The organism is Serratia sp. (in: enterobacteria), from assembly GCF_051654945.1.
In the GTDB taxonomy this organism is placed as follows: domain Bacteria; phylum Pseudomonadota; class Gammaproteobacteria; order Enterobacterales; family Enterobacteriaceae; genus Chania.
In genome coordinates, this window is sequence record NZ_JBOFZA010000088.1 from 1 (window position 1) to 1,439 (window position 1,439).

The window sequence follows — 1,439 nt, forward strand, 5'->3', positions numbered from 1 at the left end:
TTCCGCATTTAGCTACCGGGCAATGCCATTGGCATGACAACCCGAACACCAGTGATGCGTCCACTCCGGTCCTCTCGTACTAGGAGCAGCCCCCCTCAATTCTCCAGCGCCCACGGCAGATAGGGACCGAACTGTCTCACGACGTTCTAAACCCAGCTCGCGTACCACTTTAAACGGCGAACAGCCGTACCCTTGGGACCTACTTCAGCCCCAGGATGTGATGAGCCGACATCGAGGTGCCAAACACCGCCGTCGATATGAACTCTTGGGCGGTATCAGCCTGTTATCCCCGGAGTACCTTTTATCCGTTGAGCGATGGCCCTTCCATTCAGAACCACCGGATCACTAAGACCTACTTTCGTACCTGCTCGAGCCGTCACTCTCGCAGTCAAGCTAGCTTATGCCTTTGCACTAACCTCACGATGTCCGACCGTGATTAGCTAACCTTCGTGCTCCTCCGTTACTCTTTGGGAGGAGACCGCCCCAGTCAAACTACCCACCAGACACTGTCCTCACCCCAGATTATGGGGCCGAGTTAGAACATCAAACATTAAAGGGTGGTATTTCAAGGTTGGCTCCATGCAGACTGGCGTCCACACTTCAAAGCCTCCCACCTATCCTACACATCAAGGCTCAATGTTCAGTGTCAAGCTATAGTAAAGGTTCACGGGGTCTTTCCGTCTTGCCGCGGGTACACTGCATCTTCACAGCGAGTTCAATTTCACTGAGTCTCGGGTGGAGACAGCCTGGCCATCATTACGCCATTCGTGCAGGTCGGAACTTACCCGACAAGGAATTTCGCTACCTTAGGACCGTTATAGTTACGGCCGCCGTTTACTGGGGCTTCGATCAAGAGCTTCGCCTTGCGGCTGACCCCATCAATTAACCTTCCAGCACCGGGCAGGCGTCACACCGTATACGTCCACTTTCGTGTTTGCACAGTGCTGTGTTTTTATTAAACAGTTGCAGCCAGCTGGTATCTGCGACTGGCTTCAGCTCCGAGAGCAAGTCTCTTCACCTACGCGCCAGCGTGCCTTCTCCCGAAGTTACGGCACCATTTTGCCTAGTTCCTTCACCCGAGTTCTCTCAAGCGCCTGGGTATTCTCTACCTGACCACCTGTGTCGGTTTGGGGTACGATTTGATGTTACCTGATGCTTAGAGGCTTTTCCTGGAAGCTTGGCATCAACTACTTCTGCACCGTAGTGCATCGTCATCACGCCTCAGGGTTAGTAAGCAACCGGATTTACCAAGTCACTCCCCCTACACGCTTAAACCGGGACAACCGTCGCCCGGCTAGCCTAGCCTTCTCCGTCCCCCCTTCGCAGTAACACCGAGTACAGGAATATTAACCTGTTTCCCATCGACTACGCCTTTCGGCCTCGCCTTAGGGGTCGACTCACCCTGCCCCGATTAACGTTGGACAGGAACCCTTGGTCTT

Annotated in this window: 1 rRNA gene; it reads right to left on the reverse strand. The window is 53.9% G+C overall.

Going from position 1 to position 1,439, the window contains the following annotated elements:
• Positions 1-1,439, reverse strand: a 23S ribosomal RNA gene (locus tag ACRDCA_RS20665); the annotation flags it as partial.